We start from the raw sequence: 23,475 nt of genomic DNA, 5'->3' as shown, positions 1-23,475 counted from the left end.
TGATTTGCCAACGAGGGAGAGATTAAATAATCAACAACACAATGATAATGAGAATGGTTTCTATCAGCAATACTTAAAATGTGTGCGAATGTTGGTTTAGATAATAATCTGCGTGAATGTTGATGTGGCTCAAGGTTATATCGCAGCGAAAATATAATTCGAATGGCGAATTATCAGGGCGGGTTAATGTTTAATTAAGGTTTCAGTTGTTAATGAAGTGATAAATATTGACGAAATATAGTGTGAGTTTCGTTGTGTAATAAAAATGCCGGAGATATTCTCCGGCATTTTTATGTCAGGCATGGCGTTTATTGCCAGATGCGGCGTGAACGCCTGATCTGGCCTACGATCTTGTGCAAATTCGAACCGTAGGCCAATCAGGAGGTTTAACGTTTTTTGCCCATTGCCGCCGCCAGCGCATCCATCATCGCGCTGTTACCGGCAGGCTGCGCTTCACGACCGCGTGGTTTGGCTGCCGGGCGGTTGTTTTGCGGGCGTTCATTACCGCCCCCGCGACGGGCGTTGGTTTCGCCAGGCTGCTCGTCCAGACGCATAGTCAGGGCGATACGTTTACGCTGAAGATCCACTTCCAGCACTTTCACCTTCACAATGTCGCCCGCTTTCACCACGGTATGCGGATCTTCCACAAACTTGTTCGACAATGAAGAGATGTGAACCAGGCCGTCCTGATGTACGCCAATATCAACAAAAGCACCAAAATTGGTGACGTTGGTCACCGCACCTTCGAGGATCATCCCCGGTTGCAGGTCGTTCATTGTCTCGACGCCATCGGCAAACTGAGCGGTTTTAAATTCCGGACGCGGATCGCGACCTGGTTTTTCCAGCTCTTTGATGATGTCAGTTACTGTCGGCACACCGAATTTCTCATCAGTAAAGTCAGACGCTTTCAGGTTACGCAGCTCGCTGCTGTTACCCATCAGATCTTTCAGTGCCTGCTGTGTTGCTGCCAGAATGCGTTCCACCACCGGATAGGCTTCCGGGTGAACAGTAGAGGCGTCCAGCGGGTTGTCACCGTGGTTAATGCGCAAGAAGCCTGCGCACTGCTCGAAGGCTTTTGGCCCCAGGCGGCTGACTTTTAACAGTTGCTGACGGTTCTGGAACTGGCCGTTCTCATCGCGCCAGGCCACAATGTTTTGCGCCATCATGCGCGTCAGGCCAGCCACGCGAGTTAACAGCGGAACAGAAGCGGTATTGAGATCGACGCCAACGGCGTTTACGCAGTCTTCTACTACCGCGTCCAGTTTACGGGCCAGCTGCGTCTGGCTGACGTCATGCTGATACTGACCTACGCCGATAGATTTCGGATCGATTTTCACCAACTCCGCCAGCGGATCCTGCAAACGACGGGCGATAGACACCGCGCCACGCAGCGAAACATCGAGATCCGGGAACTCCTGCGCCGCCAGTTCGGAAGCCGAGTAAACCGACGCGCCTGCTTCGCTGACGATCACTTTCTGCGCGGTCACTTTCGGGAACTGCTTCTGCACGTCGAGATAGAAACGCTCGGTTTCGCGGGAAGCTGTACCGTTGCCGATCGCCACCAGTTCAACGTTATGCTTTTCACACAGGGCAGCAATGGTCATCGCTGCTTTTGCGGCTTGTCCGGTATGTGGATAAATGGTATCGGTCGCCACCAGTTTGCCAGTTGCATCGACCACCGCCACTTTTACCCCGGTACGCAGACCCGGATCGAGGCCCATCGTTGCACGCAGTCCGGCAGGGGCCGCCATCAGAAGATCGTGTAGGTTACGGGCAAAGACGTTGATTGCTTCATCTTCCGCGCGTTCACGCACTGTGCCCATCAGTTCGGTTTCCAGATGCATCAGCACCTTGATGCGCCACGTCCAGCTCACCACGCCTTTGCGCCAGCTATCCGCCGGGGCATTGTTCAGGCGCAGACCGAGGTGATCCATGATGATTTGCTCGCAATAGCTCTCTTTTGGCGGTTCGTCGAACTGCGGATCGGCATTTAGCGAAAGCTGGAGTACGCCTTCGTTACGCCCACGGAACATCGCCAGCGCGCGGTGAGAAGGCACCGTTGACAGCGGTTCGTGATGATCGAAATAGTCGCGGAATTTCGCCCCTTCCTCTTCTTTACCGTTCACCACCGTAGAAACCAAATGCGCGTTCTTCCACAGATAATCACGCACTTTCGCCAGCAGCGCGGCATCTTCGGCAAAGCGTTCCATCAGGATATAGCGCGCGCCGTCCAGCGCGGCTTTGGTATCTGCTACGCCTTTATCGGCATCAACATATTGTGCAGCGGCGACTTCTGGCGTGTGCGACGGCTCGTTCCACAGTAGGTCGGCCAACGGCTCAAGCCCTGCTTCAATGGCGATTTGCCCGCGGGTGCGGCGTTTAGGTTTGTAGGGCAGGTAGAGGTCTTCGAGTTCGGTTTTGCTTAGTGTGGCGTTGATGGCATTCGCCAGTTCGTCGGTCAGTTTGCCTTGCTCGGAAATGGATTTGAGGATCGCCTGACGTCTCTCTTCCAGCTCGCGCAGATAGCTCAGACGCGTTTCCAGATTACGCAACTGCGTGTCATCCAGACCGCCGGTAATTTCCTTACGATAACGTGCGATAAACGGCACGGTATTCCCTTCGTCAAGCAGGCGAACGGCAGCGTCAACCTGTTCCGGGCGCGCCTGAATTTCACCCGCAATAATGCGGCAGAACGAATCATTCATCATGGTTTGAGTTCATCTTTTCGGATCAAAAATCAGGGGATAGTTATACGGACTGGCTGGCAAAAATGCCAGCCATCGGCAGGAGGTTAAGACTCTTCCTTACGGTTTCACGTACTCGATAGCATTAACATACCAGCTCGCTTCCCCGGCAGGGGTATTGACCACTGCCAGATCGCCCACCTCTTTTTTCAGCAATGCGCGGGCCATCGGGGAATCGATAGAGATGTAATCTTTACGGCCAAAAATTTCATCGTAGCCGACAATACGGAAACGGTGAGTCACGCCATCGTCGTTTTCAATCTCCACCCACGCGCCAAAAAAGACTTTGCCTTCCTGCTGCGGGGAGTAATCGACGATTTTGAGATTTTCCATGCATTTAGTGAGATAGCGCACGCGACGGTCGATTTCACGCAGACGCTTTTTATTATACTGATAGTCAGCATTTTCGCTGCGGTCGCCCAGACTTGCAGCCCAGGTCACTTTTTTTGTGACCTCCGGGCGCTCTTCACGCCAGAGATAATTTAGCTCTTGTTTGAGTTTTTCATACCCTTCCCGGGTAACCAGGGGCGTTTTCATCTCGTTGATTCCCTTTGTCTGTTTGATAATGCGCACATTGGGTATAACGTGATCATATCAACAGAATCAATAATGTTTCGCCGAATAAATTGTATACTTAAGCTGCTGTTTAATATGCTTTGTAACAATTTAGGCTGAAATTCATACCAGATTTAGCTGGTGACGAACGTAAGCTTTTTTAAGAATACACGCTTACAAATTGTTGCGAACCTTTGGGAGTACAAAGAATGCAAGAGAACTACAAGATTCTGGTGGTCGATGACGACATGCGCCTGCGTGCGCTGCTGGAACGTTATCTCACCGAACAAGGCTTCCAGGTTCGAAGCGTCGCTAATGCAGAACAGATGGATCGCCTGCTGACTCGTGAATCTTTCCATCTTATGGTACTGGATTTGATGTTACCTGGTGAAGATGGCTTGTCGATTTGCCGACGTCTTCGTAGCCAGAGCAACCCGATGCCGATCATTATGGTGACGGCGAAAGGAGAAGAAGTGGACCGTATCGTTGGTCTGGAGATTGGCGCTGACGACTACATTCCAAAACCGTTTAACCCGCGTGAACTGCTGGCCCGCATTCGTGCGGTGCTGCGTCGTCAGGCGAACGAACTGCCGGGCGCGCCGTCACAGGAAGAGGCGGTAATTGCTTTCGGTAAGTTCAAACTTAACCTCGGTACGCGTGAAATGTTCCGCGAAGATGAGCCGATGCCGCTCACCAGCGGTGAATTTGCGGTACTGAAGGCGCTGGTCAGCCATCCACGTGAGCCGCTCTCCCGCGATAAGCTGATGAACCTTGCCCGTGGCCGTGAATATTCCGCAATGGAACGTTCCATCGACGTGCAGATCTCGCGTCTGCGCCGCATGGTGGAAGAAGATCCTGCGCATCCGCGTTACATTCAGACCGTTTGGGGTCTGGGCTACGTTTTCGTGCCGGACGGTTCTAAAGCATGAGGCGATTGCGCTTCTCGCCACGAAGTTCATTTGCCCGTACGTTATTGCTCATCGTCACCTTGCTGTTCGTCAGCCTGGTGACGACTTATCTGGTGGTGCTGAACTTCGCGATTTTGCCGAGCCTACAGCAGTTTAATAAAGTCCTCGCGTACGAAGTGCGTATGTTGATGACTGACAAACTGCAACTGGAGGACGGCACGCAGTTGGTTGTGCCTCCCGCTTTCCGTCGGGAGATCTACCGTGAGCTGGGGATCTCTCTCTATTCCAACGAAGCTGCCGAAGAGGCAGGGCTGCGTTGGGCGCAACACTATGAATTCTTAAGCCATCAGATGGCGCAACAACTGGGCGGCCCGACGGAAGTACGCGTTGAGGTCAACAAAAGCTCGCCTGTCGTCTGGCTGAAAACCTGGCTGTCGCCCAATATCTGGGTACGCGTGCCGCTGACCGAAATTCATCAGGGCGATTTCTCCCCGCTGTTCCGCTATACGTTGGCGATTATGCTATTGGCGATAGGTGGGGCGTGGCTATTTATTCGTATCCAGAACCGACCGTTGGTCGATCTCGAACATGCTGCTCTGCAGGTCGGTAAAGGGATTATTCCGCCGCCGCTGCGTGAATATGGCGCTTCGGAGGTGCGTTCCGTTACCCGCGCCTTTAACCATATGGCGGCTGGTGTTAAGCAACTGGCGGATGATCGCACGCTGCTGATGGCGGGGGTAAGTCATGATCTGCGTACGCCGCTGACACGTATTCGTCTGGCGACCGAGATGATGAGCGAGCAGGATGGCTACCTGGCAGAATCGATCAATAAAGATATCGAAGAGTGCAATGCCATCATTGAACAGTTTATCGACTACCTGCGCACCGGGCAGGAGATGCCGATGGAAATGGCGGATCTCAACGCAGTGCTCGGTGAGGTGATTGCTGCCGAAAGTGGCTATGAGCGGGAAATTGAAACTGCGCTTTACCCCGGCAGCATTGAAGTGAAAATGCACCCGCTGTCGATCAAACGCGCGGTGGCGAATATGGTGGTGAACGCTGCTCGTTACGGCAATGGCTGGATCAAAGTCAGCAGCGGCACGGAGCCGAATCGCGCCTGGTTCCAGGTGGAAGACGACGGTCCGGGAATTGCGCCGGAACAGCGTAAGCACTTGTTCCAGCCGTTTGTCCGCGGCGACAGTGCGCGCACCATTAGCGGCACGGGATTAGGCCTGGCAATTGTGCAGCGTATCGTGGATAACCATAACGGCATGCTGGAGCTTGGCACCAGCGAACGGGGTGGGCTTTCCATTCGCGCCTGGCTGCCAATGCCGGTAACGCGGGCGCAGGGCACGACAAAAGAAGGGTAAATAAAACGGGAGGCGAAGGTGCCTCCCGTTTTATTTTGTGCACTCAGTATCTACTGAATGAATACGGTTTCAGACATCGGCACCATACGAAGTAAAGTGTACTGTAAGCTGATTGCAGGCTAGCGTATCCTGATTAGTAAAAGCACACTAAAGGAATAGCTTGATGCAACTTACCAACGAAGAACAAGTACAGATTGCTCGTATAAAAGAAAAAATCCCACGCATTGCCGCACTGGATCCTGAATGTAAGTTATTCGGTTCTGAAGGTTGGAAATATCAATGGCCGAAGCCTGCCAGCGAGGCGGAAATAGCTTCCTGGGAGAAAAAACATAGCGTCACTTTGCCACGGGAATATCGAATTTTTCTTCGCTATATCGCTAATGGCGGTCCGGCACATGCCTACGGTCTTGAATCTTTAGGCGGTACAGATATTTATGGCGATATAACAAAAGAAAGCCCTGTACCGCTTTATATGACGCAGCAGGATGTTGATGTGTTGAATGCTGGCCGTACAGAAGATGATGAAGAATATAGTTTTTTTGACGGCGCATTGACCATTCTCACCCTGGGATGTACTTATGATATTTGCCTGGTGGTGACGGGGCAGTATCGCGGAAGGTTAATGCTGACTGATGGTGATGAAGATTATCCGTTTGATTTTATATATGATAAAAATTTCCTCAACTGGTATGAACGCTGGCTGGACGATTTTATTGCTGGCATGAGTATGAAGGGTTTCGATAGAAGTTTGCCAGGAACGCAAATTCAACTGCGTGAGTGGTTTTTAACTGAGAAAATCCCGGATTTACGTAGATCCATTTTATTCTCGCTATGCCGTTTTCCACAGATAGAACCCGAAACTTTTGCCCTTTGGGAACATGTTTGCCGCACAGAGAATGATAAAGAATTGTGTGAAGAGGCATTCATAAGATTACGCCAAAAAAAAGTTTCTTGTGCTGCAGATATTTTTCGACTCTATTTTACAATGCCAGATGAATTACGTGATATTGCTATTAAAGATCTCCGTTTTGCCTGTAGAGATAGTGTGGTGAATATTGAGGATTATATTCATTCACTGTTAATAATAATGCCTGAACTTGACGATGACACTCTATCCTCAGCTGTCTTTGCTATACGAGAAACAGAGTATAATAAATATGATACTTTTCTGCCGCTTCTCGAACGTATCACTGATGACCGTCAGCAAACATTATTGTGGGCGATGAGTAAGGCGCCTGATTTCAATGAAAGCCGAGGATTCGTTGAGTTGGTATTACCGCTTTTTGCATCATCAAAGATGGAGAATGTAAGGAAGGCTATTTTGTTGCTCATTGAAGTTAAAGATAATCGTATTCCACCATTGGTTGATGAAGCTGCAACTCGTTTCCCTGAACTGACCATTTTACGAGAAAACTACTATCTCAGGACGTGGGGACATAAGCCATAAATTAATGGTTCAGAAATGATCTAACGCGGAGAAAAATATGATCAGGGAACATATTCAGCAAGCGATAAATACCAGGTTAGCATTTGATGGCCCATTCAATGTTGTTCCTGAACCTGCAAGCACTGCGTTTGATAGCCGGATCCCGACATTGAAAAACGGTGTCTGGCAGAAGGCCAGCCCTATGTTGCAGGCGCGTTTTGCACATTGTGGACGTTGGTTAAGCGCTACACATGGAAGCTGGCTAAGTATAAGTGACATGGAAACGCTTTGGCAGGAACACATAGAAGATACGTTTCTTGATGAAATCAAAATGAATGCTGTAGCTTCAAGTGATAATTGGGATAACCATGCCTTGGGACTATTTCGTTCTCATCGCCTGTCACTTTTTGCCGGTAGTGATTACAGTTATGAAATGGTTTTTCTCCTTTGGCTAGATAGTACCGTTGAGCCAGAGGTCTGGGTTTATGACTGCAATGGGGAATCACGTTATAAAGATCTTAATGATTACCTGAATGCATATATTAATGATGACGTAAGCGCCTGTGAGCGCTCCTGGCGAGTAGAATGAATAGCCCCCCTTGCCCCTTTGATCCACAAACAGCACATTACCTCGGCACAGTGCAAATCCACTACACCCAAACCGCCTTCAACGCTGCCGTTAAGCATTATACCTGTTACATTAAAAAGCGTTTTAAAGGGTTTAAATGGGGAATTCGAAGCGCTGGCTTATTGGCTATACTGCCCATGATCCCACAATGGTTGAAACCTTCTCATGACTTTAAACTCAACGCAATCAGTACGTTAATTCTCCTGTTAATGTTGCCACTCCTCTTATCAATGTTCCTGTTAATCAGCAGAAGAATTAACGATTTTAAGTCAAAAACAAAGCAAGTTACTTTTACGAAACCCGTGCGTTATGCGTTTTATTTCGAGGGGATTGTTTTTTATGAATCTCATCAGCAGGGCATACTTCGCTGGGAAGATTTTTATAGCATTGAGTATGAAGAAGATTATTTGTGGCTTTTTCTGCATTTACCGAAGAGTTTTCCCAGAGAAGCGACGAAAGCGTTTTGCGATATTTTCATTCCCACCAGCGCGATAAAAGCGCAGCCTGAACTGGATACGTTTTTTCGTGAAACACGCCACTCGCTGGATTATCTGTTTGTCCCGTTTAATTCTGACAGAAAATAACAAATCCCCCGTATCTGGTGAAACGGGGGATTTCGTCGCTTAACTTATCGGATTACAGTTTTGGACCAGCCGCTACCAGCGCGGCACCCGCTGGGGTGTCGGTGTATTTATCGAAGTTGTCGATAAACAGTTTCGCCAGAGTTTCGGCTTTTTCCTGCCACTGTTCAGGAGAAGCGTAGGTGTTACGCGGATCGAGGATCTTCGTGTCTACGCCTGGCAATTCGGTTGGGATTGCCAGGTTAAACATCGGCAAAGTGAAGGTTTCTGCGTTATCCAGCGAACCGTTGAGGATGGCGTCGATAATGGCGCGGGTATCTTTAATGGAGATACGTTTGCCAGTGCCGTTCCAGCCAGTGTTAACCAGATACGCCTGTGCACCCGCCGCTTGCATACGTTTCACCAGCACTTCTGCGTACTGAGTCGGGTGCAGCGACAGGAATGCTGCGCCGAAGCAAGCGGAGAAGGTTGGCGTCGGTTCGGTGATGCCGCGCTCTGTACCGGCCAGTTTGGCGGTGAAGCCAGAGAGGAAGTGGTACTGAGTTTGATCGGCAGTCAGGCGAGAAACCGGCGGCAGCACACCAAAGGCGTCTGCGGTCAGGAAGATAACTTTAGTTGCGTGGCCCGCTTTGGAAACCGGTTTAACGATGTTATCGATGTGATAGATCGGATAAGAAACGCGGGTGTTCTCGGTTTTTGAACCATCGTCAAAATCGATAGTGCCATCTTCACGTACGGTGACGTTTTCCAGCAGCGCATCGCGACGGATAGCGTTGTAGATTTCAGGTTCCGCTTCTTTCGACAGCTTGATGGTTTTCGCGTAGCAGCCGCCTTCGAAGTTAAACACGCCGTCGTCATCCCAGCCGTGCTCGTCATCGCCAATCAGGCGACGTTTCGGGTCGGTGGAAAGGGTGGTTTTACCGGTGCCGGAAAGACCAAAGAACACCGCAACATCGCCTTTCTCGCCAACGTTGGCGGAGCAGTGCATAGAAGCGATGCCTTTCAGCGGCAGCAGGTAGTTCATCATTGAGAACATCCCTTTCTTCATTTCGCCGCCGTACCAGGTGCCGCCAATCAGCTGCATACGCTCGGTCAGGTTAAACGCCACGAAGTTTTCAGAGTTCAGCCCCTGCTCTTTCCACTGGGGGTTAGTGCATTTTGCGCCGTTCATAACGATAAAGTCAGGTTTAAAACCAGCCAGCTCTTCATCGCTCGGGCGAATAAACATGTTTTTGACAAAATGCGCCTGCCAGGCCACTTCGGTGATGAAACGGACGGAAAGACGCGTGTCTGGGTTCGCACCACAGAAAGCGTCGACAACGAACAGACGTTTACCGGAAAGCTGTTTGGTCACCAGGCCCTTCAGATGCTGCCAGGTTTCCGGAGAGAGAGGTTTGTTGTCGTTCTTACCTTTGCCTTTATCAGCCCACCAGAAGGTATCGCGAGTGGTATCGTCACGGACGATATATTTATCTTTTGGTGAGCGACCGGTGAATATACCGGTATCGACGGCAACGGCACCCAGATTAGTTAACACCCCGCGCTCATAACCTGTCAGGCTCGGATCGAGCTCTTCCTGATACAGCAGGTCGTAGCTTGGGTTGTAAACGATATCATGTACGTCACTGATACCATAAGCCTCGAGTTCTTGCGGGGTCAAACCATTGTTAACGCGCATTTCACTGCTCCTTAGCCAATATGTATTGCCTGAATAGTAAAGTCTTTTTGGGGGTGTTAACCGCGACAAGGCTCATAGATTTACGTATCTGGAGAAATTCATATTTGACAAAAAACTCCGTGATTCCTGTCACGAAACGGTTGCTATTATCGCAGAAATAGCATTTTAGGTGTGGAAAATGTTCTTAAAAGGTTAAATCTTGGTTTATATGGCGGGAATATTGTGAGTGGAATCGCATTCCTGAATGAAATTGATGCAAATTCAATCAGTAAAGTATCGATTCACCACGCTAACTTTTTTTGATTATTTTCTGAAAAAAGCAAAATACTACGGCCCGGATGCGATAATTAACCCACTTTTTGATTCTGGATAACTAACATGGACAACGTTGAACTTTCACCCGCAACACGCTGGGGGATGATTGCTACCGGATTACTTCAGGGTCTGGTTTGCTACCTACTGATCGCCTGGCTTGCCGGAAAAAATCACAGTTGGATTGTTTATGGCGTGCCTGCGACCGTCGCGTTTTCATCCGTTTTACTCTTCTCCGTGATCTCCTTTAAACAGAAGCGCCTTTGGGGATGGCTGGCGCTGGTGTTTATTGCCACGCTGGGAATGAGCGGCTGGCTGAAGTGGCAAACTGATGGCATGAACCCCTGGATAGCTGAAAAGGCGCTTTGGGATTTTGGTTGCTATCTGCTGCTGATGGCAATGTTGTTGCTACCGTGGATACAACAAAGCCTTCGCATCCGCAATGACAGTAGCCGCTATCGCTATTTTTACCAGTCAGTATGGCATAACGTACTTATATTACTGGTGATTTTTCTCGCCAATGGCCTGACGTGGCTGGTACTTTTACTGTGGGGCGAGTTGTTTAAACTTGTTGGCATCACGTTTTTCAAAACGCTCTTTTTTGCAACCGACTGGTTTATTTATCTCACGTTAGGTCTGGTTACCGCACTGACGGTGATCCTCGCGCGTACACAGTCACGTTTAATCGACTCTATTCAAAAGTTGTTCACGTTAATCGCCACGGGGTTGCTGCCGTTAGTATCATTGCTAACCCTTATGTTTATCATCACCCTGCCGTTTACGGGCCTGAGCGCGATTTCTCGCCACATCTCCGCCGCCGGGTTGCTGTTGACGCTGGCCTTTTTGCAATTGATTTTAATGGCTATTGTCCGCTATCCGCAAAAAGCGTCACTTCCCTGGACGGGGCCGTTGCGTTGCCTGATTAAAACCGCTCTGCTGGTTGCTCCGCTGTATGTGTTCGTCGCCGCCTGGGCGTTATGGCTGCGGGTCGCTCAGTACGGCTGGACTGTCGACCGCTTGCAGGGTGCGCTGGCGGTGCTGGTGTTACTGGTATGGTCGCTGGGGTATTTTGTCAGTATCATCTGGCGTAAAGGGCAAACCCCTCTTGTTCTTCAGGGCAAAGTGAACCTTGCGGTTTCGTTATTGGTGTTGGTAATACTGGTGCTTCTTAATTCGCCGGTGCTGGATAGTATGCGCATTAGTGTGAACAGTCATATGGCACGTTATCAGAGCGGCAAGAACACGCCAGATCAGGTAAGTCTCTACATGCTCGAACAGAACGGTCGCTATGGACGTGCGGCGCTTGAGTCGCTGAAAAGCGATGCCGAGTATATGAAAGACCCGAAACGCGCACGGGATCTGCTGATGACGTTAGATGGAGAGCAACATATTCAGGAACAGGTATCGGAAAAAGTATTAGCCGAAAATGTGTTAATTGCCCCAGGCTCTGGCAAACCGGATACGGCATTCTGGTCGGCCTTAATCCAGGATCGCTATAACGTGATGACCTGTATTGAAAAAGACGCCTGCGTACTGGTCGAGCAAGATCTGAATAGTGATGGTCAGGCGGAGCGGATCCTGTTTGCTTTTAATGATGACAGAGTCATTGTCTATGGCTTTGACTCAGATAGAAAAGAATGGGACGCGCTTGATATGAGTTTACTTCCGAACGAAATAACGAAAGAAAAATTACTCACAGCTGCGAAGGATGGAAAGCTGGGGACGAGGCCGAAAGCGTGGCGCGATCTGACGGTAGATGGTGAAACGCTAGAAATAAACTTAAGCAAATGACAATGCTTTTATCGGATACGACGCTTTATCTTACCAACAATAACTTGTGAATTATTGCGTAGGCCTGGTAAGCGCAGCGCATCAGGCCATTACGTCGTAAAATCCGGCAGAGCACTCTCTGCCGGACATACTCATTAATGAACTTGCGGATCTGCCGGAGACGCGTTGTTGCGGATTTCAGCAATATCCATCGCATTGAACAGATAGTGGTTACCGCAGTAATCACAATGCATGTCAATTTCGCCTTCTTCCGCCAGAATGCTATCCACTTCTTCATCCGGCAGTGTTTTTAGCGCGTCGGCGCAACGTTCACGCGAACAGGTGCATTTGAACTCCACATCCTGCGGATCGTAAACCGTCACTTCTTCTTCGTGATACAAACGCCACAACACTTCGTTTGCCGGTAAGGTCAGCAGTTCTTCAGTTTTGATGGTTTCGGTTAGCGTCGCCAGGTGGTCAAAGTCGTCCTGCTGGGCATTTTGCGCAGGCATTACCTGCAATAACATACCGCCTGCAGCCGATTTACCGTCTACGTCGCCGGTGCGAATAAACAGGCGTGTCGGCAGCTGTTCAGAACGCATAAAGTAATCTTCCAGGCAGGCCGCCAGGGTATCACCTTCCAGACCCACCACGCCCTGATAGCGTTCGCCTTCGCTCGGAGTAATGGTGATCACTACGTAACCATTGCCGACCAGCGTTTTCAGGTCGGCATTTTCTGGAATTTCGCCCTGCACGCGCGCCACACCGCGCATCTGCTGTTTGTTGTTTCCGTTGATGACCGCCAGACTCATCGGGCCGTCGCCTTGCAGCTGTACGGTGATATCACCATCAAATTTTAGCGTAGCGGTTAACAGGCTGGTCGCAACCAGCAGTTCTGCCAGCACGTTTTTAACGGGCTGCGGATAATCGTGATTCTCAAGGATCTGTTGCAGGGTTTCCGAAACGGTTACCAGTTCGCCGCGAACGGCAAAGTTTTCAAACAGATAGCGATGTAATTGGTCATGTTGCGGCATAATCATCTCTCTTGCAGGTGACAGTTATTCACTGTCGCCGTGTTTAAATCGTAACAGGTCGCGGCGCTCTTTTTTGTCCGGGCGTCGGTCCGGATGCGGCATGGTTAAGGCATTAAGTTTACGTGCCAGCGCCATTTTTTCGCGTTTCTCTACACTTTCCGCAGTCTCTTCATACAGCAAGACTGCCTCGCTGGCGGGGCGACGCTGTTCAGTAATCGCCTTTACAATCACCGTTCGTTCGTCATTTCCCTGGCGCAGAGTGAGCGTGGCATTCAGCTCGACGATTTTGCTTGGCTTGCTGCGCTGCCCGTTGTAGTGCACCTTACCGCCTTCGATCATTTCGCGGGCCAGCGCGCGGGTTTTATAAAAACGGGCGGCCCATAGCCATTTATCCAGTCGAACCTCAACAGCAGGTTTTTCTTTCATGGCGTCTCCTTCACATTAGCGAGGGGATCAGGCGGCGGTAGTCATTCAGTGACGGATGGTGCTGATACTGTTTCTCGGCAATCCCGGAGTCAGGATTAGTCACGCCGAGGCAGTAACGAATACCAAATTGTGCGGCAGCATCGAGAATCGCTTCGCTGTCATCAATAAACAGCGTTCTTTCAGCTTTCAGACCCGTAGCTTCGGCCACCGCATGCCATAACCGCTGATCCTCTTTCGGATAACCAAATGTGTGGGTGGAAAGTAATAAATCAAGGTGTGCGTCCAGACCGGTATGCTCAAGTTTTACCGCCAGGTTATGCGGATGAGCATTAGTGAGCAAAATTCGTTGCTTACCACTGGCTTTCAGTGCCTCAAGAAACGGAATGGTATCTTCACGCAGTACGGCACGCGGTCCCATCTCGGTGGTCATCGCACAGATATCCAGACCCAGTTGCTCACTCCAGTAATCAAGACAGTACCAGTTTAGCGTATGCTGCACGTCGTGATATTGCTGGCGCATATAGTCCATCGCTTCCTGTGGTGTGACCCCGTTTTTCGCCCCCCATGTTTCAGGCACCAGCTTTTGCCAGAAATAGTTATCGAAGGCGAGGTCGAGCAACGTGCCGTCCATATCCAGCAGAACGGTATCTACGTCCTGCCAGGCAATGTTGATATGCATGAGGGAAATCTCCAGAGTGAAGCAATTTGCGCGACAGGGTAGCATAACCTGCCGCGCAAACGTGTTATTCAATAAGGCTTTCTGAAGGCGTGATCAGTTGCGGATTCAGGCAGCTTTCATAATAGGCCTGAATCTCCATCATGCGAGTGCGATGACGCTGGTAACGACGCCATGCCTGTACGCCATTATAGATAGTGCTGCCCAGCATCGTCAGTAGCAGCAGTGTGGTGCTGAGATAGCGCCACAGGCCGGAACGATCCGGGATCGGATGAAGGCCTATATGCTGCGTACCATTGGCGTCGGTGAAGATTTTTGTGACGATGCCTTCGGCGTTAAACGGCGTATGCATTAACATTTGCGCCAGTTTCTGGAAAGCGTTCCACTGTTCTTGCGGCGGGTAGTCGTAAAGTGATGCCGAAGGCCAGGGCTGATCAACAAAATCGCTGCCTTCGTCGCTGACAATCAGGAATCCGCCGGGGGCCGGACTGTTTAGTGATTGTGCCGCTCGCGCCGTTTCATGCGTGATAAACGGCGCGGTGGAAGTTGCCACCAGGTTATCCAGCGATTCCGCACTCACCGGGCGTAATAACACATTCACGCCATCGAGTTTCCCGGCGTTGGCGCGTTTTACCAGCGCGTCCCAGTCTTTACTGTTGCCGAGATTGACCAGCGCATTTTTCAGTCGCACACAGTCATCTTTGGCAGAACAAAGATCCGCTGTCTTCAGTACGATATCGCCAAAATCATCAAGCAATACCATGCCGGATTTTTGAATTGCTGAACGTAATGAGGCGCTGACGCGAGATTCATCTTCCGGTTTAGGGTGCAGCTGGCGATTAACTGCTTCGGTCAATGCCGTCGCTTTGTTGACCAGTTCAGATTCTGGTAATGGCAATGAGCGGGCGTCATTCCATATGATCTGCGAGCAGTCAAACGGTAAAAAAGGTGAGTTGGTTTTCGCGCTCCAGGTACCGGAAGTGCGAATATTACACATTCCCGTACCGCTAATACGCAATGTATCGCCAACCCGCACGCCAGCGTCAGCCAGTTGTTTCACGCTGGTGGCTTCAATGGTCTGCGCTCCTTTCATCCACGAGAGGGTGAATTTCAGCGGCATATCCAGCGGGATCCAGAATAACAGCATAAACAGCACCAGTAGCGAGCCCGCAGCGATAATCGTACTGCGCAGCCAGTGCTGTAACGGAAAGTTTTTTACTTCATCATGCAGCGAAAGATATCGCCCTTGACGCACTACGTGGCGGTCGAGATAGATATCGATATCGGTTTGTTGGCCGAGATCCTGAGCAATGTAGGGCTGCCAGTGTGCGGGATAGACCAGGTCGATAATACCGAGTGAAATATTGTTGATCTGCTCCTGATCGTTTTCGCCAAACAATCCCCAACGACGCGGTGTACCGCGCAGACAATGAATTTCCCGCAGGGAGGATTTTGCCGGGGGCGCGAATAGCCCCCACAGTCCTGCGCCCAGCAGCAGTAACGCGCCGCCTGCCAGCCACGAAACAAATACATCCGGGGTAATCAGGCAGAAAAAGAACATCAGGAAGGAGGCGACAATCAGCAACGCTTCGCGCAGCCCGCGCGGACGACTTAGCGCATACTCTTCGTGCGTTTCTTTGCGAATATTGAGTAGCTCGATTTGCTCACTCTCTTCCCCGCGAATAGACGCCTGTGTTGACGGAACAGGTTGCAAGGCATAGCCGCGAGTTTCCTGCATGTACTCCTGCAGCGTATGACCGTTGAGTGAAATAACCAGCGGCAGCGAATCGGTATGAATCAGTTCAACGGTATTCTCATCGTTGATGTACTGCTCCCAGAAAGGGGGCAGGTGGACTTCTACCGAATCGAGGTAGTAACGCCATTTATTCGGATCGTCGGTAGAGATGCCGTAACGCGTGATAGCGTGTGTCAGCATCATGACGTTGTTGCTTTCGGCATTCAGCGCCAGAGAGATCGGGGCCGCACTCGCTCCCGTTGGGCCAGGCACTTGTAACACCTGTGTCAGGCTCTCAAGATAATTTTCAACGGCGCTACGTTCTTCAGGTGTGAGTTTGCGCGTTTGCGCGTCTGCGAAAGCGTTGGTCCAGGGCAGTTGACGCCGTCTGGATCGCACTTTTATCAGCCATCCCGCAAGTAGTGAGCAGGCCAGCAAAGCAGCTAAAAAAATCACAATGGTGCTCATGCTTTCCCCATCTTACTTAGTCTGTCAGGCGTGGTCAGTCGCACCGGACACAATACATGATTCTGCGGTTGGCTATCGGCAAGCGTGGAGTTTAACTTGAGCATCATTAAGCACATCACAGTAACCGCTGATCATAGCAAACCCTCTGAAGGCGGAATATCAGCAAATTCCTGGAGTTATTTCAACCTATTGACTTTTAATTTGATTTGAGGATGATTATTTAATAAGTTACATAAATGTAAATAACATGCAATTCACATTGCCGAAAGCGTGTCCGATATCGCACAATAACCGCTGATTTCACAGCATAGATCCCACGATGAGCAAATCATTACAAAAACCCACCATTCTGAATGTTGAAACTGTAGCCCGTTCACGACTGTTTACCGTCGAAAGCGTGGATCTGGAGTTCAGCAATGGCGTGCGGCGTGTTTATGAACGAATGCGTCCAACCAACCGGGAAGCGGTGATGATTGTGCCGATTGTGGACGATCACCTGATCCTGATCCGCGAATACGCAGTGGGAACGGAATCCTACGAATTAGGTTTTTCGAAAGGATTAATTGATCCGGGTGAAAGCGTCTACGAAGCCGCTAACCGCGAGCTAAAAGAAGAGGTTGGATTTGGTGCGAACGATCTGACTTTTTTGAAGAAGCTCAGCATGGCACCGTCTTACTTTTCCAGCAAAATGAATATCGTGGTAGCGCAAGATCTCTACCCGGAATCGCTGGAAGGCGATGAGCCAGAGCCGCTACCACAGGTGCGCTGGCCGCTGGCGCATATGATGGATTTGCTGGAAGATCCTGACTTCAACGAAGCACGTAATGTCAGCGCACTGTTCCTCGTGCGCGAGTGGTTGAAGGAGCAGGGGCGAGTGTAAATGCGTGAAGTTTGCCTGATGCACAATGCTTATCAGGCCTGCGCGGCTCCTGCAATATATTGATTTTTCTCGATATTTTCAGACGGATAACGTGTTCACGCCGTATCCGGTATAAATAAAGTGACACTTTGTCAGCAAACAGAAAAAGGCGCCGAAGCGCCTTTTTAATCAGAACAATTCCTGTGCCTCGCCATTATCGATAATGGTCGTTCCCACCTCGTGCACCGCCTGTTGTGTCGGCTGTGTACCTTCGATGAAATACTCTTCGCGGCTGTTGCCACCATTAGCTAACTGCCCGGTGCTGCGATCGATATTCACCGTCACAATACCCGGCGGCGGCGTCAGTGGCTGTTCCGGCACGCCTTCAAGAACGGCTTTCATATAAGCGTCCCATGCAGGCTGGGCACTCTTGGCACCGCCTTCGTAACCTGAGATCTGATCTTTAATCGCTCCGGAAGCCGTTGTATGACCGAGATTACGGCGGTGATCATCAAAGCCAATCCAGACCGAGGTCACAACGCCCGGACCGTAACCCGAAAACCACGCATCTTTCGAACTGTTAGTGGTACCGGTTTTCCCGCCGATATCGCGACGCTGCAAATCACGACCTGCACGCCAGCCGGTACCCTGCCAGCCTGGCTCACCAAAGATATTGGTGTTCAAAGCACTCTTAATCAGGAATGCCAGCGGAGTGTTGATGACGTGCGGTGCGTACTCCTGCGCGCCAGTCTTCGCGACTAACGCCTGATTCGCCTGCTCCAGCTGCGGCATTGGTACAGAAACATTCTGCTGCTCGCGGGAGATAGCGACATCTTCAACATCGTTATTTTCCAGCACGTTCGATTTCTGCGTATCACCGTAAATCACCGGAATATCGCATTCCGGGCAGGCTACTTTCGGTTTCGCTTCGAAAATCACGCCGCCCTGATCGTTTTCAATTTTGCTGATAAACCACGGGTCCACCAGGAAGCCGCCGTTCGCCATTACCGCGTAGCCGCGCGCCACCTGCATTGGGGTGAAGGACGCTGAACCCAGCGCCAGCGATTCGGTGTGGACAATGTTTTGCGCCGGGAAGCCGAAGCGTTGCAGATATTCTGCAGCGTAGTCGACGCCCATCGCCCGCATTGCGCGTACCATCACCACGTTTTTCGACTGGCCCAGTCCCTGACGTAAGCGAATTGGACCGGCATACTGTGGTGGTGAGTTCTTCGGCTGCCAGTCAGAACCGGCACCTGCATCCCAGCGGGAAATTGGCACATCGTTCAACATACTTGCCAGCGTCAGACCTTTATCCATCGCCGCGGTGTAGAGGAACGGTTTGATGTTGGAACCTACCTGACGCAGTGCCTGGGTGGCGCGGTTAAACTTGCTCTGATTGAAATCAAAGCCACCGACCAGCGCCATAACGGCACCGTTTTGCGGATTGATCGACACCAGCGCCGAGTTCACTTCCGGCACTTGTGCCAGCCACCATGCATCGCCAACCTGACGAACCCAGATTTGCTGACCCGTTTGCAGAACATCGGTCACTTTACGCGGCGTCGGTCCCTGCTGAGTATCCGAACGGTAAGGACGCGCCCAGCGAACGCCTTCCATACTCAATGCGACGGTCGACCCGTCCGCCAGCATCGCCGTCGCTTCCTGAGGATTGGCGCTGGTGACTGCGGCAGGCAGCAGCGGACCATAGGTCGGCAGCGCCTTCAGCGTATCGGTAATCTTGTTGTTATCCCACGCCGATTCGCCCACTCTCCACAGCACATTTGCCGGGCCGCGATAGCCGTGGCGCATGTCGTAGTCCAGCACGTTATTACGTACTGCCTGCTGTGCGGCCTGCTGTACTTTGCGGGTGATGGTGGTGTAAATGCGATAACCGTCTTCATAGGCACTTTCGCCATAACGGTTATACATCTCCTGGCGCACCATTTCGCTCAGGTACGGCGCAGAGAAAGCAATCTCCGGCGCGTGATAGTTAGCGTTAATCGCCTCAGTGCGTGTCTGATCGAACTGTTGTTGGGTGATATACCCTTCATCCAGCATCCGCGACAGTACGACGTTACGCCGCGCGACGGCACGATCCATTGAGTAGAGCGGATTAAAGGTGGAAGGCGCTTTCGGCAGCCCGGCTATCACCGCCATTTCGTTCAGCGTCAGTTGGTCGACCGTTTTACCGAAATAGACTTGTGCCGCAGCACCGACACCATAGGCGCGGTAACCGAGGTAAATCTTGTTCAGATAAAGCTCGAGGATCTCGTCTTTCGTCAGCAACTGTTCAATGCGAATCGCGAGGAAGACTTCCTTAATCTTACGCATCAGCGTGCGTTCTGGACTGAGGAAGAAGTTTCTCGCCAGCTGCTGGGTAATGGTACTCGCCCCTTGTGACGCGTGGCCGGAGAACAGCGCCACACTTGCCGCACGGAAGATCCCCACCGGGTCAACGCCGTGATGCTCGTAGAAGCGGCTGTCTTCCGTCGCGATAAAGGCTTTCACCATCTCCGGCGGGATTTGATCCAACGTAACCGGAATACGACGTTTCTCACCGTATTGAGCAATCAGCTCGCCATCGGCGCTGTAAATCTGCATCGGAATTTGCAGGCGAACATCTTTTAATGTCGCCACATCCGGCAGTTGTGGCTCGATGTAGCGGTATAGGCCATAAATCGAGCCTGCTCCCAGCAGAATGCAACAGACTGCAAGGATCAAAAAATACTTTACGAACTTCACTGGAAATTTCCCATTTAGTTTCATTTGGGCAGTTTATAAACAAACGCGCGGTAGTATAAAGGCAAGCCAGACGCATTGATATACCCGTCAGAGTGACGGGTGATAAGGAGATCATCACGATGGCATTTAAGATCTGGCAAATTGGTTTGCATTTACAACAGCAAGAAGCGGTGGCGGTTGCGATCGTGCGGGGCGCAAAAGAATGCTTTTTGCAACGCTGGTGGCGGTTGCCGCTGGCGAACGACATAATCAAAGATGGGCGGATTGTCGATGCACAGCGGCTGGCTAAAACGTTGTTACCGTGGAGTCGCGAACTGCCGCAGCGTCATCACATTATGTTGGCGTTTCCCGCCAGTCGCACATTACAGCGGTCATTTCCGCGCCCGTCGATGTCCCTTGGTGAGCGGGAGCAAACGGCCTGGCTGTCCGGGACGATGGCCCGCGAGCTGGATATGGATCCGGACTCCCTGCGCTTCGATTACAGCGAAGACTCACTCAGTCCCGCCTATAACGTGACTGCCGCGCAAAGCAAAGAGCTGGCAACGCTGCTTACTCTGGCAGAAAGGTTGCGTGTTCATGTTAGTGCGATCACCCCGGATGCCAGTGCATTACAGCGATTCCTGCCTTTTTTACCTTCTCATCAGCAATGTCTGGCCTGGCGTGATAACGAACAGTGGCTGTGGGCGACGCGCTATAGCTGGGGGCGCAAACTGGCGGTGGGGATGACTAGCGCGAAGGAGCTGGCGGCAGCGTTATCCGTTGATCCCGAAAGCGTCGCGCTATGTGGCGAAGGCGGATTTGACCCCTGGGAGGCGGTTTCTGTTCGTCAGCCGCCGCTACCGCCGCCAGGTGGAGACTTTGCCATCGCGCTGGGGCTGGCGCTAGGGAAGGCGTACTGATGAACCCGCCAATTAATTTTTTGCCCTGGCGACAGCAACGCCGGACCGCTTTTCTTCGTTTCTGGTTGCTGATGTTCGTTGCGCCTCTGCTGCTGACCGTCGGGATAACGCTAATATTGCGTCTGACAAGCAACGCCGAAGCTCGCGTAGATGCCGTTTTGCTTCAGGCGGAACAACAACTCGCCCACAGCTTACAAATAACGAAACCACGTTTGCTGGAGCGCCAACAAATTCGTGAGCAGCGTTTGCAAAGGCAGCGCCAGCGACAATTTACCCGTGACTGGCAATCTGCGCTGGAAGCACTGGCGGCGCTTTTACCCGAGCACGCCTGGCTGACAACGATAAGCTGGCAGCAGGGAACGCTGGAGATCAAGGGGCTAACAACAAGCATTACCGCGTTAAACGCGCTGGAAACGTCACTCCGCCAGGATGCTTCTTTTCATCTCAATCAGCGGGGGGCCACGCAGCAGGATGCGCAGGGACGCTGGCAATTTGAGTATCAGTTAACAAGGAAGGTTAGCGATGGACATGCTCTTTGACTGGTGGTTCGCCACATCACCCCGCCTCCGCCAGCTTTGCTGGGCATTCTGGTTGATGATGTTAGTTACGCTCATTTTTCTGTCATCGACACACCAGGAAGAGAGCGACGCATTAATTCGACTACGGGCAAGTCATTACCAGCAGTGGGCCGCACTGTATCGCCTGGTAAACACCACTCCCTTCAGCGAGGAAAAAACGCAGCCCTTTTCGCCACTGGATTTTCAGTTATCCGACGCGCAACTGGTTTACTGGCATCCATCCGCGCAGGGAGGTGAGTTGGCGTTGAAAACGCTGTGGGAAGCAGTGCCGTCGGCATTTACACGGCTGGCAGAGCGCAACGTCAGCGTGAGCCGTTTTTCGTTAAGCGTGGAAGGTGATGACCTTTTGTTCACGCTACAACTGGAGACGCCGCATGAGGGTTAAACGCTGGTTGTTGGCAGGTATTGCATTGTGCCTTTTAACCGGTATGCGTGACCCTTTTAAACCGCCGGAAGATCTATGCCGGATTAGCGAACTTAGCCAGTGGCGCTATCAGGGGATGGTAGGGCGAGGCGAGCGCATCATCGGTGTAATAAAAGATGGGCAAAAAAAATGGCGACGGGTGCAGCAAAACGATGTGCTGGAAAACGGCTGGACGATCTTACAGCTAACACCAGACGCACTAACGCTGGGAACCGGGACAAACTGCGAACCGCCACACTGGTTGTGGCAACGGCAAGGAGATACAAATGAAGCAATGGATAGCCGCACTACTGTTGATGCTGATACCCGGCGTACAGGCGGCAAAGCCGCAAAAAGTGACGCTGATGGTGGATGACGTTCCGGTAGCTCAGGTGTTGCAGGCGCTGGCTGAACAGGAGAAGTTGAACCTGGTGGTGTCGCCAGACGTCAGCGGTACGGTGTCGTTACATCTAACAGATGTTCCCTGGAAGCAAGCACTACAAACTGTAGTGAAAAGCGCCGGACTGATAACGCGTCAGGAGGGCAACATTCTCTCGGTGCATTCCGTTGCCTGGCAGAATGACAATATCGCCCGTCAGGAGGCGGAGCAGGCGCGGGCGCAGGCAAATCTGCCGCTGGAAAATCGCAGTATAACCCTGCAATACGCCGACGCGGGAGAACTGGCGAAAGCGGGGGAGAAGCTACTGAGTGCCAAAGGGAGTATGACCGTCGATAAACGCACCAATCGCCTTTTGCTGCGAGATAACAAAGCGGCGTTAAGCGCGCTTGAACAGTGGGTAGCGCAAATGGATCTGCCGGTCGGGCAGGTTGAGCTGTCGGCGCATATTGTCACCATTAATGAAAAAAGTTTGCGTGAGTTAGGCGTGAAATGGACGTTGGCTGATGCGCAACAAGCTGGTGGCGTTGGGCAAGTCACCACGCTTGACAGCGACCTCTCCGTAGCGACGGCGACAACGCATGTCGGTTTTAACATTGGACGCATCAACGGACGTTTACTGGATCTTGAGCTTTCCGCGCTCGAACAAAAACAGCAGCTGGATATTATCGCCAGTCCGCGTCTGCTGGCCTCACATCTTCAGCCTGCCAGCATTAAACAGGGGAGCGAAATTCCATATCAGGTTTCCAGCGGGGAAAGTGGCGCGACGTCGGTGGAATTTAAAGAGGCCGTCCTGGGGATGGAAGTTACGCCCACGGTGTTACAAAAAGGTCGCATCCGGCTGAAATTACACATCAGCCAGAACGTTCCGGGGCAGGTGCTACAGCAGGCCGATGGCGAAGTGCTGGCGATTGATAAGCAGGAGATCGAAACGCAGGTCGAGGTCAAAAGCGGAGAAACGTTGGCGCTGGGTGGCATTTTTACCCGTAAAAATAAATCGGGTCAGGATAGCGTACCGTTGCTTGGCGACATTCCCTGGTTCGGGCAATTATTTCGTCATGACGGAAAAGAAGATGAACGACGCGAGTTAGTGGTGTTTATCACGCCACGACTGGTTTCCAGTGAGTAAACAGCCGTAAAAGCGGTAATGTTTTTACGCTGAACGTGTTTCATCTATTTGACGCGCGCAGGTATTTAGCATACAAGGAGTACCGATTTGAGAGTTGGTGCTCTTCGCTGCCTGCGTTCCATGATGATGATTTATCATTCAGGCGGCATTTTGTTGT

20 protein-coding genes are annotated in these 23,475 nt (G+C 51.4%); 12 read left to right on the top strand and 8 right to left on the bottom strand.

Features of this window, described 5'->3' with window-relative positions:
* Window positions 1–386 precede the first annotated feature (386 nt).
* Window positions 387–2,708 (bottom strand): Tex family protein, encoded by a 2,322-nt coding sequence (locus tag BEB54_RS12450; protein WP_105277452.1) that lies wholly within the window; start codon window positions 2,706–2,708, stop codon window positions 387–389.
* A 96-nt stretch (window positions 2,709–2,804) separates the two neighbouring features.
* On the bottom strand, window positions 2,805–3,281 hold the full coding sequence (gene greB, locus BEB54_RS12445; protein WP_000856744.1) for a transcription elongation factor GreB: 477 nt from the start codon (window positions 3,279–3,281) through the stop codon (window positions 2,805–2,807).
* Between the two features lie 227 nt (window positions 3,282–3,508).
* On the opposite strand from greB, the gene ompR reads away from it, so the two are divergent.
* The 5 genes from ompR (at window position 3,509) to BEB54_RS12415 (ending at window position 8,215) form a co-directional block, all read left to right on the top strand.
* Complete coding sequence (ompR, locus tag BEB54_RS12435; protein WP_001157751.1) at window positions 3,509–4,228, top strand: osmolarity response regulator transcription factor OmpR; 720 nt, start codon at window positions 3,509–3,511, stop codon at window positions 4,226–4,228.
* Window positions 4,225–5,577 (top strand): two-component system sensor histidine kinase EnvZ, encoded by a 1,353-nt coding sequence (envZ, locus tag BEB54_RS12430; RefSeq protein ID WP_001253705.1) that lies wholly within the window; start codon window positions 4,225–4,227, stop codon window positions 5,575–5,577. Before ompR ends, envZ begins: the two co-directional genes overlap by 4 nt.
* 163 nt (window positions 5,578–5,740) lie before the next feature.
* Window positions 5,741–7,024, top strand: a complete 1,284-nt coding sequence (locus tag BEB54_RS12425) for an SMI1/KNR4 family protein (RefSeq protein WP_032185310.1) — start codon at window positions 5,741–5,743, stop codon at window positions 7,022–7,024.
* 37 nt (window positions 7,025–7,061) lie between these two features.
* Window positions 7,062–7,592: a hypothetical protein gene (locus BEB54_RS12420; RefSeq protein WP_105277453.1), complete on the top strand. Its 531-nt coding sequence runs from the start codon at window positions 7,062–7,064 to the stop codon at window positions 7,590–7,592.
* Window positions 7,589–8,215, top strand: a complete 627-nt coding sequence (locus BEB54_RS12415) for a hypothetical protein (protein WP_105277454.1) — start codon at window positions 7,589–7,591, stop codon at window positions 8,213–8,215. Before BEB54_RS12420 ends, BEB54_RS12415 begins: the two co-directional genes overlap by 4 nt.
* Window positions 8,216–8,267: 52 nt before the next feature.
* On the opposite strand, the gene pckA is transcribed toward BEB54_RS12415, so the two are convergent.
* Window positions 8,268–9,890, bottom strand: coding sequence for a phosphoenolpyruvate carboxykinase (ATP) (gene pckA, locus BEB54_RS12410; RefSeq protein WP_001298201.1), 1,623 nt, complete (start codon window positions 9,888–9,890; stop codon window positions 8,268–8,270).
* Between the two features lie 378 nt (window positions 9,891–10,268).
* Between pckA and BEB54_RS12400 the strand changes: the two genes are divergently transcribed.
* The gene (locus BEB54_RS12400; RefSeq protein WP_105277455.1) at window positions 10,269–11,993 is read left to right on the top strand and encodes a DUF4153 domain-containing protein; all 1,725 of its coding nucleotides are present in this window, start codon (window positions 10,269–10,271) and stop codon (window positions 11,991–11,993) included.
* Between the two features lie 134 nt (window positions 11,994–12,127).
* On the opposite strand, the gene hslO is transcribed toward BEB54_RS12400, so the two are convergent.
* From hslO to igaA, 4 genes are all read right to left on the bottom strand, one after another.
* On the bottom strand, window positions 12,128–13,006 hold the full coding sequence (gene hslO / locus BEB54_RS12395; RefSeq protein WP_105277460.1) for an Hsp33 family molecular chaperone HslO: 879 nt from the start codon (window positions 13,004–13,006) through the stop codon (window positions 12,128–12,130).
* 24 nt (window positions 13,007–13,030) lie between these two features.
* Window positions 13,031–13,432 carry a ribosome-associated heat shock protein Hsp15 gene (gene hslR / locus BEB54_RS12390; RefSeq protein ID WP_000660487.1) on the bottom strand — a complete coding sequence of 134 codons (402 nt, stop codon included), beginning with the start codon at window positions 13,430–13,432 and terminating at the stop codon, window positions 13,031–13,033.
* A 10-nt stretch (window positions 13,433–13,442) separates the two neighbouring features.
* Window positions 13,443–14,111 (bottom strand): GMP/IMP nucleotidase, encoded by a 669-nt coding sequence (yrfG, locus tag BEB54_RS12385; protein ID WP_001353628.1) that lies wholly within the window; start codon window positions 14,109–14,111, stop codon window positions 13,443–13,445.
* 64 nt (window positions 14,112–14,175) lie between these two features.
* Window positions 14,176–16,311: an intracellular growth attenuator protein IgaA gene (gene igaA, locus BEB54_RS12380; protein ID WP_105277456.1), complete on the bottom strand. Its 2,136-nt coding sequence runs from the start codon at window positions 16,309–16,311 to the stop codon at window positions 14,176–14,178.
* 319 nt (window positions 16,312–16,630) lie between these two features.
* On the opposite strand from igaA, the gene nudE reads away from it, so the two are divergent.
* Window positions 16,631–17,191 carry an ADP compounds hydrolase NudE gene (gene nudE, locus BEB54_RS12375; RefSeq protein WP_000045742.1) on the top strand — a complete coding sequence of 187 codons (561 nt, stop codon included), beginning with the start codon at window positions 16,631–16,633 and terminating at the stop codon, window positions 17,189–17,191.
* A gap of 168 nt (window positions 17,192–17,359) precedes the next feature.
* Here nudE and mrcA read toward each other — a convergent pair whose 3' ends face one another.
* Window positions 17,360–19,912: a peptidoglycan glycosyltransferase/peptidoglycan DD-transpeptidase MrcA gene (mrcA, locus tag BEB54_RS12370; RefSeq protein ID WP_105277457.1), complete on the bottom strand. Its 2,553-nt coding sequence runs from the start codon at window positions 19,910–19,912 to the stop codon at window positions 17,360–17,362.
* A gap of 119 nt (window positions 19,913–20,031) precedes the next feature.
* Here mrcA and hofM point away from each other — a divergent pair, with 119 nt between their 5' ends.
* Genes hofM through hofQ form a run of 5 tightly spaced genes read left to right on the top strand, consistent with a single transcriptional unit; the run spans window position 20,032 to window position 23,318 of the window.
* Complete coding sequence (gene hofM, locus BEB54_RS12365; protein WP_001354999.1) at window positions 20,032–20,811, top strand: DNA utilization protein HofM; 780 nt, start codon at window positions 20,032–20,034, stop codon at window positions 20,809–20,811.
* Window positions 20,811–21,350 carry a DNA utilization protein HofN gene (gene hofN, locus BEB54_RS12360; protein WP_039020609.1) on the top strand — a complete coding sequence of 180 codons (540 nt, stop codon included), beginning with the start codon at window positions 20,811–20,813 and terminating at the stop codon, window positions 21,348–21,350. The genes hofM and hofN overlap by 1 nt, the downstream gene beginning before the upstream one ends.
* Complete coding sequence (gene hofO / locus BEB54_RS12355) at window positions 21,334–21,774, top strand: DNA utilization protein HofO (RefSeq protein ID WP_039020608.1); 441 nt, start codon at window positions 21,334–21,336, stop codon at window positions 21,772–21,774. The genes hofN and hofO overlap by 17 nt, the downstream gene beginning before the upstream one ends.
* Window positions 21,764–22,168 carry a DNA utilization protein HofP gene (gene hofP / locus BEB54_RS12350; RefSeq protein ID WP_001264137.1) on the top strand — a complete coding sequence of 135 codons (405 nt, stop codon included), beginning with the start codon at window positions 21,764–21,766 and terminating at the stop codon, window positions 22,166–22,168. Before hofO ends, hofP begins: the two co-directional genes overlap by 11 nt.
* The gene (gene hofQ, locus BEB54_RS12345) at window positions 22,080–23,318 is read left to right on the top strand and encodes a DNA uptake porin HofQ (RefSeq protein ID WP_072039595.1); all 1,239 of its coding nucleotides are present in this window, start codon (window positions 22,080–22,082) and stop codon (window positions 23,316–23,318) included. The genes hofP and hofQ overlap by 89 nt, the downstream gene beginning before the upstream one ends.
* Window positions 23,319–23,475: the final 157 nt, after the last annotated feature.

Origin of the sequence: Escherichia sp. MOD1-EC6021 (genome assembly GCF_002965245.1) — a bacterium.
In the GTDB taxonomy this organism is placed as follows: domain Bacteria; phylum Pseudomonadota; class Gammaproteobacteria; order Enterobacterales; family Enterobacteriaceae; genus Escherichia; species Escherichia coli_F.
Note: the sequence above shows the minus strand (reverse complement) of the source record. Positions and strands in the feature narration are given on the sequence as shown.